The sequence below is a fragment of the Kitasatospora nipponensis genome (assembly GCF_039528135.1).
Classification (GTDB): Bacteria; Actinomycetota; Actinomycetes; order Streptomycetales; family Streptomycetaceae; genus Kitasatospora; species Kitasatospora nipponensis.
Window position 1 is genome coordinate 78,205 of record NZ_BAAALF010000010.1, and the last position, 9,189, is coordinate 87,393.

Sequence of the window (9,189 nt, forward strand, 5' to 3'; positions counted from 1 at the left end):
TACCCCGTGCCCCGCGGCCCCCCCCCCCCCCCCCCCCGGGGGGGGGGGGGGGCGCCCCGGGCTGGGACGGCGGCTCAGCGGGGCGTCAGCTGCGCACGGCGGTGAAGCGCCACGCCTGGCCCTGGAAGGCGCCGCAGGTCGACTGGTCCAGCGGCTGGCCGCTGTTGGTCATCCCCCAGGCCGCGGTCAGGCAGAAGCCGGTGGCCCGGTTCTTGAGCTGGTAGCTGTCGTTGCCGAGCGAGGTGGTGATCCACACCTGCGCGTCGGTGTTGGAACACGACAGCTGCACCACCTGGGTGTGCTCGCCGGGGCCCGACGGGCTGAGGCACTGGCCGTCCGAGCGGATGTGGAAGAAGTAGGCGTCGGTGCCCGCCCCGGTGGCGAGGAACTGCTTGTTGGCCTTGCTGTCGCACGGGTACTGGATCAGACCGGCGCCCGGCGACGTCGAGTTGTTGCCCACCGAGGCACACATGCCGGAGTTGAGGTTGGTCATGGTGTTGTAGTAACCGTCCAGCGGCACGTCCGCCTGCGCGGTGCCGGCCGAACCGACGGCGAGCAGCAGGGCGGAGGAGAGCAGAGCGAGGGTTCCGGACACTTTCTTCACGACAGCCTCCAGGCTCGAAACGTGACGGATTTCGTCGAACTCGTGCTCGGCGCACCTGACTTGACCGGGCACCGGCAAGCACGATGCCCGACTGCAATGGGCACGTCAACACCATCGTCCACAGTTGCGCACATCCGCGAACACCACGCGCACCCGCCGTTCACAGCCCCTCGCGAGCCCACCGCCCCACCGGGAACCGCGACTCAGGGACGGCCCTCGCCCGACCGGTCGGCGAGCCGGCCGGCCAGGTCGAGCAGGTCCGGCAGGCGCAGCACGCGGCCGTCCTGGCCGGGCATCGGGACGTGGAGCGGCGCCGTCCAGCGGTCGGGCCATGCCGTTGGTCAGCACGTCCTCGGTCTGCAGGCCGATGTCCTTGGGCTCGCTGGCCGCCCAGCGCCGGAAGCGGGCGAAGACGTCCGGCAGGTCGAGGCCGTCCCGGGCGAGCAGCGAGTCGGCGACCAGGACGGCCATCTGGGTGTCGTCGGTGGCCTCGCCGGCCTCCCAGCCGCCGCCCCCGGCCATCTCGGTGCGCGCCGGCGCCTCCCCCCGCGGCGCCTCGCCGGCGCGCGGCACCGGGAAGCGGGCGGAGAAAGCACCGGCGGGGCCGAACTCGAACGGGGCGCCGAGGGCATCGTCCACGGCGGATCCGATCACGGCTCCGGCCGCTCTGACCTGATACTTGATCACATCATCAGCCTATCGGGCTCACTGGCGCCTTCTTCGACCATTTTTCGAGGCCCCTGCGTGCCAGGGCGATCGGAAAGTCGGGACCGACGGTCATATCGCCGGCACTGGGGATTCATCCTGCTAAAGTCGGGGCTTTCGCGTGCGGATCGCTCAATTCTGCTCACACTTCGGCGAGTTCTCATACCGAATGACAAACAGTGAACAGAACAGCGAAAGCGACGACCCACGACGACGAAAGAGGAGCGATGAGGATCGCCTGCGTTGGCGGAGGCCCCGCCGGGCTCTACTTCTCGATCGTGATGAAGAGTCACGACCCGGACCACGACATCACCGTCTTCGAGCGCAATCCCGCCGGCTCCACCTACGGGTGGGGCGTGACGTACTGGGGTGACCTGCTGGAGCGACTCCACCGCCACGATCCCCAGACCGCCCGTGCCATCAGCGAGCACTCGGTGCGCTGGACGGACGGGGTCGCCCACATCGGCCGGCAGCGGACGGTCCACCGGGGCGACGAGGGCTTCAGCATCGGCCGCCGTCGTCTGCTCGACATCCTGGCGGAGCGGGCGACCGAACTCGGCGTCGACGTGCGGTTCGACCACGAGGTGAGAGAACTCGACCAGGTACCGCAGGCGGACCTGGTGGTGGCCTGCGACGGCGTCAACAGCAGACTGCGTCAGCTTCGTCCGGGTGAATTCGGGACGGCGGTCACCGAGGAGCGGAACAAGTACATCTGGTTGGGTACGAGCAAGGTCTTCGGCTCGTTCACCTTCGCCTTCCACGAGACGCCCGCCGGCTGGATCTGGTTCTACGCGTACGGCTTCAGCGACGAGCTCAGCACCTGCATCGTCGAGTGCTCACCGGAGACCTGGATCGGGCTCGGCCTCGACCGGGCCGACGAGGACCGGACGCTGGAGCTCCTCGCGCGGATCTTCGCCGAGCCGCTCGAAGGCCACGCCCTGCACACCCGGACACCCGACGACCGTGCCGGCGCCGGCTCCGAAGCCCGCGCGGGTAGTGGGGGCGGGGGCGGCGGCGCCGGTGGTGGCGCCTCGTGGCTCAACTTCCGGACCCTGACCAACGCGACCTGGCACCACGACAACATCGTCCTGGTCGGGGACGCCGCGCACACCACGCACTACTCCATCGGCGCCGGCACCACGCTGGCCCTCGAGGACGCGGCCGCGCTGGCCGACGCGCTGGGTCGTCACCGCCACCTCCCGCAGGCGCTCGCCTCGTACGAGCGGGAGCGCAAGTCCGCCCTGGCTCCCGTCCAGAGCGCGGCGCGCTACAGCGCCCAGTGGTACGAGAGCCTGCCGCGCTACCTGCGCCTGACGCCGCCCCAGTTCTTCACCCTGCTGGGCCAGCGGCACTCCCCGCTCATGCCGCACCTTCCCCCGCTCCTGTACTACCGGCTCCACCAGGCCACCGAGGAGTTCGGGCCGGTGCGCAGTCTCCGCAAGTGGCTGGGCCCCAAGCTGATGGAGGCGCTCCCCGCCCGCTCGGGCTCCGGCTCCGGCTCCGGCTCGGGCCGGTGAACCGCGCGCCGGGCCGGGACGTGGCGGCGCCCGGCCCGGCGCGGCCAGCCGGGTTCACCGCAGCAGGTCGGCCTCGCGTACCCGGTGGAGGTGGATGAGGACGTCGTAGGACGGGCCGATCGCGACGTCGTCCAGGGGGCAGGGGAATTGGGTGCCGACCTGGCGGGTGGGACGGGCCGTCGCCAGCCAGGCGCGGGCCGCGGCCGGGGCGCTGCGGGTGTCGAGGAAGTAGTCGCGGTGGCGGACCCGGTCGAGGGTGTACTCGTTGCTGCCGGCAGCGGCCGCGTCCACCGTGAACTTCTTCCACGGACCGTCGAGGCTCTGGTCCTGCGACAGGAAGGAGCCCTGGTCGAAGGTGGTGCCGATGGCGAGGTACCCGTCACCGAGCGCCTCGCGCAGGAACGCGCCCTGCACCTTCGGGTAGATCTCGGGCTCGGCGGTCACGTATCCCACGTGGCCGTCGTGCGCCGACAGCAGCATCTTGTGACCGGTGTGTCGCTGCCACCAGAGGATGTTCTCCGCCATCAGCTGGTCGCGGTAGAGCTCGGCGGCGGTCAGCCCCCGGGGATCCGCGAAGTCGTGGGCGAGGAAGGCGGCGCTCTGCGCGATGGACCGGGCGTGCTGCAACGTCCACTCGAACTCCTCGCCGCCGGTGCCCCGTTGGCCCGCCAGCAGGTCCAGGGCCTGCTGGGCGTTGGCCGCCAGCCGCTGCCGCTGCGCCAGCGGTCCGCCCAGGTAGGCGATGGCGTCGTCGAGCGGGCGCAGGCCGGTGTAGAGCTCGGTGAAGCGCGACAGGAGGTGCGGGTGCGAGCGGCCGACGTAGCCGGTCACCCGCTCGAAGAAGGCGTCGCCCATCCGGGGAGCACCGATGTCGTCGCCCATGAAGTGGACCCGGTGGCCGGGGCGGCGCCGGTTGTGGTCGCGCATCCACTCCACAAGGTGCAGGAACTCCTCGCGCCCGAACGGCGATCCGCCCAGGGCCTCGGTCACGACCTGGCGCGCGTCCCCCCGGCCGCCCTGGACGTAGTCGTCGATCAGCAGTCCCGACGGCCAGCCGATCTCCAGGGCGAAGGTCGTGAAGCCCCTCTCCTCGACGAGGTACCGGAAGACCCGCTCCTTCAGGGTGAAGAACTCGTGCGACCCGTGCGTGGCCTCGCCCAGGCCCACCACCGTGGCGCCGCCGATCATCGCGCCCAGAGCGCGCAGGTCGGCCGTGTCCACCCCCGGTTCCGTCGACCGCAGCGGATGGGCCGCCCGCTCCAGGGCGCTGACCGGGTCCCGCCCGTCGGGCTTCCCGGGGCTCGGGCTCCTCGGGGCCGCGTAGGCCGGCGTGGGGGCCAGCAGCGCCCCCACCGTGGCCGCCGCCGCCATCAGCAGCGGGCGTCGCCCGACCGTCGGCGTCGTCTTCTCGGTCATCCCGATCACTCCTCCACTCGCACAGCGACCGGCCGATCGGCGTCCACCCCTCGGCGACGCACAGAGGCGCACGGCGACAAACTCCCCACCGGGTCGGGGAAGTTGCCGGGATTCCCGGTCGATCCCCAGCTCATCACCCACCCGGCGCCCCCTCGTCCGACCGCAGGACGAGATCACCCGGGGGCCCGGGGTCCTGCTCCGGGATCCTGGTCCGGGGTCCTGGTCCGGGGTCCTGGTCCGGGGTCCGACCTGCGGGTGCGGGAAAGCCCTCAGGCGTCGCCGCCGCTGTCACGCTCACCGTCGCCGTCACGCTCACCGTCGGCGTCGCGGGCGGCGAAGACCTCGCGGGCGGCGGTGATGCCGTTGAGTGCGGCCGGGAAGCCCGCGTACACGGCCATCTGGGTGATGACCTCCACGGCCTCCTCCCGGGTGCCGCCGGTGTTGAGCAGGCCGTGCAGGTGGACGCGGAGTTGCGGGCCCGCGGTGCCGAGGGCGGTGCACATCGCGACGGTGACCAGTTCGCGGGTCCGCAGGTCCAGCGCGGGGCGGGCGTAGATGTCGCCGAAGCCGAACTCGATGATGTAGCGGGCCAGATCGGGGGCGATGTCGCGCAGCGAGGCGATCACCAGCTCGCCCGCCCGGCCGTCGATGGCGGACAGCGCGGCGCTGCCGCGGGCGAACCGGTCCTCGCCGGAGGGGGTGACGGTCGGGCGGAAGTCGAGACCGGCCCGGGCCTGGAAGACCTCGCGCGCGACGGTGATGCCGTTCAGCGCGGCGGGAAAGCCTGCGTAGCCGCAGGTGTGGATGAGGACCTCGACGATCTCCGCCGGGGTGCACCCGACGTTGAGCGCGCCGTCGAGGTGGAAGCGCAGCTGCGGAGCGGCGTTGCCGAGCGCGGTCAGCGCGGCGACGGTGGCCAGTTGACGCTGCGCCAGGGTCAGTCCGGGGCGCGCGTAGACGTCACCGTAGGGGAACTCGACGGTCAGCCGGGCCAGGTCGGGGGCGATGGTCGCCAGGCTCTCCAGCACCGCGGGCTGCTGCACCCCGCTCACCTGCCGCAGGATCTCCAGACCTCGCTCGAACCGCCCGTCGTGGCCGGCCGGGGCCGTCGCGGTGTTCCGTGAATCGTTCATGGGATGGATCGTAGGACGTGGAGTTCACTCCAGGACAAGCCACGCGCGACCGGACTCCCCGAACTCCCCGCCACTTTCAAGCTATAGCAGCAGGGGGGTCTTGCGGCAAGGCCCCCACGATGGCTCACACTCGTGGACTGTGAACCCGGCCATCCCCGACAGATCGGGGCAAACGGCCCATCGGGTTTCACCGCCTCCGGCGTGCGGCCGGAGTGATCGTCATCGTCATCGTCAGAGGAGTTTCGGAATGCGTGTGCTGCTCTCCACCATCGGGACGCGGGGCGACGTCCAACCGGTCGTGTCGCTGGCGACCGAGCTGAGGGCGCTGGGCCAGGACGTCCGCATCTGCGCGCCGCCTGACTTCCGGGACTGGATCGAGGGCCTGGCGATCCCGTTCGTCCCCATCGGGCCCGAGCTGCGTCGGACGGCGTCGCCGGGCCCGGCGGCCGCACACGGCCGGCCCAGCGCGGAGCGGATGCGACAGCTGGCGGAGGGAACGGTCGCCGCCCAGTTCGCCACCGTCCCGCAGGCGGCGCGGGATTGCGACGTCATCGTGGCCGGCGGCGCCCTGCAACTCGCCGCCCGCTCGGTGGCCCAGACACTGGGCATCGGGTACGTCTACGCGAGCTACTGCCCGATCTCGCTGCCCTCCCGGCACCACGCGCCGCCTCCACTCGCCTCGTTGGGGCAGTCGCCGGAGCCCGGCACGGCCGACTTCCGCCGGCTCTGGGCCGAGGACGCCCGACACTGGGACGACACCTTCGGCGCCGCGCTCAACGCACATCGGGCCGCGGCCGGACTGGAGCCGGTCACCGACGTGCGCGGCCACGTCTTCACCGACCGGCCCTGGCTGGCCGCCGACCCGGTTCTCGGCCCGTGGCCCGAGCCCGCGGACCCGGACGTCGTGCAGACCGGCGCCTGGATCCTGCCGGACCGACGGCCGCTGTCACCCGAGCTGACGGCCTTCCTGGCGGGTGGCGAGCCCCCCGTCTACGTCGGCTTCGGCAGCTCGCGCGCGCCGCACGACCTGGCCCGCACCGCGATCGCCGCGGTCCGGGCGCTGGGCCGGCGCGTCGTCGTCTCCCGCGGGTGGGCCGAGCTGTCGCTGGTGGACGGCGAGCCGGACTGCCTGTCCATCGGCGAGGTCAACCAGCAGGCGCTCTTCCCGCGGGTCGCCGCCGTCGTGCACCACGGCGGGGCGGGCACCACCACGGCGGCGGGCCGGGCCGGCGCACCGCAGGTCGTCCTCCCGCAGGCCTACGACCAGCACTACTGGGCCGGACGGGTCCAGTCGCTCGGGATCGGCAGCGCGCATCCGCCCGTCGAGCCGACCGTCGACTCGCTGACCGCGGCGCTGCGGACCGCGCTGCACCCGGCCGTCGCCGCCCGGGCCCGGATCGTCGCCGCCGGGGTCCGCACGGACGGGGCCGGCGTCGCCGTGCACCGCCTGCTGGCCGCCCGCTCACGGCCGGCCGCGCCCTGACGGCGGCCTCACCCGGACGCTTCGCCGGCGTCGGGTCGGATGCGGCCCACGTCGCGGTCAGAACCAGTGCAGGCAGTGCGGCGCGCGCTCGGCGCGGAACAGGGCATCGGCCAGGGCGGCCGCCCCCGGGTGGTGGGCCCGGACGTGTCCGGCGCGTATGAGCGTGCTCGGGGCGGTGCCGCCGAGGTAGACCGAGCCCAGGTCGCTCACGTCCAGGGACAGGTCGGGCTCCCGGTCCGTCGGGACGCACGCGGCCCGGCCGTCCCGAACGGTCAGCAGGTAGCGGCCGTGCTCGCCGAGGAACGGGTCGTCGACGTCGAGGACGAGCTCGCCGTCGGTGAACCAGCCGCGCGCGGTCAGCGCGCGCGGGACGTCCAGCAGCCGCACCCAGAGCCAGTCGGTGTCGCCGCCGAGCTGCCCGGCGTTGAAGTCGGCGAGCTGCCAGCGCAGCGGGTGGTCGGGCGCGAAGTGCTTGAAGACGATCTGGGTGACCAGGTCGTGCCCCAGGACGAACCGGGCCAGGGCCGTGGCGACGGCGTCCTCGGTGGCGATGGTCTCGTCGACCGTCAGGGTCTCGTTCTCGCTGCCGCCGATCGAGTAGCTGGCGTAACCGTCCGGGACGCCGTCGGCGTCCCGGTGGACGGCGACGTAGCGCGGCGCCGCGGAGATCGGGGGCTGCCCCGCGCGCAGGGCCCACCAGCGGTGCGGTCGCGACAGCGCGCCGGGCTGGGCGCGGCGGTACCGGTCGTAGACCGCCTCCAGGACCTCGCCGCACTCGGCACGCCGCAGCAGCTCGACCGAGCCGGCGCCGGCAGCGGCCGCCGAGCCGGTCGCCACCGATTCGGTCCGTGCCGAGGCGGCCGCAGCGCCCGCCCGCGGGGCGGCGAGGGCGGCCTTGTGGCGCGGCACCGTCAGGCGGCGCGTGTAGGTCGCCGGTCCGTAACCGAACCTGCGGTAGATCACCGCCTCGGAGGCCAGCAGGACGGAGAGGAACTCCCCCCGGGCCCGTAGCTCGCCGAGCTGGTGCCGCATCATCGCGCTGAGCACGCCCTGGCGTCGGTGCGAGGGCAGCACGCCGACGGCGGTCACCCCGGAGACCGGGGCGAGGGTGCCACCGGGCAGGGTGAGCTCGAAGGAGTACGCGCCGGCGGTGCCGACGGGCCGCCCGTCCGGCGTCACGGCGAGCAGGCCGCGGTCCATCTCGTACGCCGCCCAGAAGACCCCGCCGCCGTCGGTCGGGGTCTCCGGAAAGCGTCCGAACGCGGCGTGGACGGTGTCGACGAAGAGGTCGAGGTCCTGGTCGGTGGTGGGCCGGATCTCCATCGCTGCGGCTGCTGCCTTCCCCCCGGGGTGCGGCACCACGGCTCGTGGTGTCCCGCCCAGTGGATCGCTCACCCGCGGCCAGGTCAAGCGAATTTCCGCAGGTCACGGCGGCGACGGGCGACCGTGCCGGCTCAGCCCTGGAAGAGCATCGCCGGCCGTGGCCCACCGCGCCGGTGCAGGCGCCGCAGGAAGGAGAGCACGCCGGGGGTGCCGATCGCCCAGCCCGCGGACTCGGCGACCAGGTTGCCGCCGGGCAGCAGCGGGGCGCCCACCGGGCCTCCGCTGCGGGTCAGGATCAGCCCGGCGATCTCCTCGGCGGCGTGCCAGTGCCGCTCGTCCCCGGTCGCCACGGCCAGGTCCACCAGCAACTCCCCCACGCCCGCCAGGCCGCAGCACTGGACCACCAGGCCCATCCGCGGGGCCATCGCGCGACAGGCCTGCGCCGTCCGGTCGGCCAGCGTGACCAGTGCCTCCTCGCCGTAGTGCCGCCCGGCCTGCACCAGCACCGTGCCGATGCCGGCCAGGCCGCGGCACCAGGAGCCGTAGCGGCGGGTGGCTGCGGGGCGGCCGGCCTCGGCGATCAGGCGCGGGGTGTCGGCGGCGAGGGCCTCGACCAGGCCGCGGGCGCCGGCCGCGGCCTCGGCGTCCGGCAGGGCGAGCAGGAAGTGCGCGAGACCGGCGCGACCGTGCGCGAAGCCCACGGCCAGGCCCGCGGTGCCGGCGATCGGTGCCTCCGCGGACTCCTCGGGACGGTCCGTCAGCAGGTCGCGGGCGCAGGCGAGGGCCACCGCGAGATGCCGCTGTGCCAGCGCGTCGTGACCGGCCGCCCGGGCGCGGTCGGCCAGCAGCAGCCGGCCGGTGCCGATCCCGGCCGCGCCGGAGATCTGGTCCGTCCGGCGCTCGTCGAACGGCTCGGCCGGGCGCAGGGCCCAGCCGGGGGGCGCCGGGGGGGGGGGGGGGGCGGGCGGCGGGCGCCGGGGCCGGGGGGGGGGGGGGGCCGGGGGCGGG

Annotated in this window: 7 protein-coding genes and 1 pseudogene; 2 read left to right on the forward strand and 6 right to left on the reverse strand. The window is 73.7% G+C overall.

Going from position 1 to position 9,189, the window contains the following annotated elements:
* Positions 1 to 85: 85 nt before the first annotated feature.
* Both ABD323_RS05475 and ABD323_RS05480 read right to left on the reverse strand, forming a co-directional pair.
* Positions 86 to 604 (reverse strand): RICIN domain-containing protein, encoded by a 519-nt coding sequence (locus ABD323_RS05475; RefSeq protein ID WP_344439806.1) that lies wholly within the window; start codon positions 602 to 604, stop codon positions 86 to 88.
* Between the two features lie 306 nt (positions 605 to 910).
* Positions 911 to 1,288, reverse strand: a pseudogene (locus ABD323_RS05480) (ADP-ribosylglycohydrolase family protein); the annotation flags it as partial.
* A 248-nt stretch (positions 1,289 to 1,536) separates the two neighbouring features.
* Between ABD323_RS05480 and ABD323_RS05485 the strand changes: the two are divergent.
* Complete coding sequence (locus ABD323_RS05485; protein ID WP_344439808.1) at positions 1,537 to 2,826, forward strand: FAD-dependent monooxygenase; 1,290 nt, start codon at positions 1,537 to 1,539, stop codon at positions 2,824 to 2,826.
* Positions 2,827 to 2,880: 54 nt separating this feature from the next.
* Here the strand turns inward: ABD323_RS05485 and ABD323_RS05490 are convergent, their stop codons facing one another.
* Together ABD323_RS05490 and ABD323_RS05495 are read right to left on the reverse strand one after the other, a co-directional pair.
* Positions 2,881 to 4,242, reverse strand: coding sequence for an erythromycin esterase family protein (locus tag ABD323_RS05490; protein WP_344439811.1), 1,362 nt, complete (start codon positions 4,240 to 4,242; stop codon positions 2,881 to 2,883).
* 269 nt (positions 4,243 to 4,511) lie between these two features.
* Entirely contained in the window at positions 4,512 to 5,375 is an 864-nt protein-coding gene (locus ABD323_RS05495; RefSeq protein ID WP_344439813.1) for a carboxymuconolactone decarboxylase family protein, read from the reverse strand.
* 247 nt (positions 5,376 to 5,622) lie between these two features.
* Between ABD323_RS05495 and ABD323_RS05500 the strand changes: the two genes are divergently transcribed.
* A complete protein-coding gene (locus tag ABD323_RS05500) occupies positions 5,623 to 6,858 on the forward strand; it encodes a glycosyltransferase (RefSeq protein WP_344439815.1) in 1,236 nt (411 codons plus the stop codon).
* A gap of 57 nt (positions 6,859 to 6,915) precedes the next feature.
* On the opposite strand, the gene ABD323_RS05505 is transcribed toward ABD323_RS05500, so the two are convergent.
* Both ABD323_RS05505 and ABD323_RS05510 read right to left on the reverse strand, forming a co-directional pair.
* Entirely contained in the window at positions 6,916 to 8,181 is a 1,266-nt protein-coding gene (locus ABD323_RS05505) for a GNAT family N-acetyltransferase (RefSeq protein WP_344439817.1), read from the reverse strand.
* A gap of 131 nt (positions 8,182 to 8,312) precedes the next feature.
* Positions 8,313 to 9,189, reverse strand: an 877-nt coding sequence (locus ABD323_RS05510) for a lanthionine synthetase LanC family protein (RefSeq protein WP_344439821.1), incomplete at its 5' end; no start/stop codon positions are given.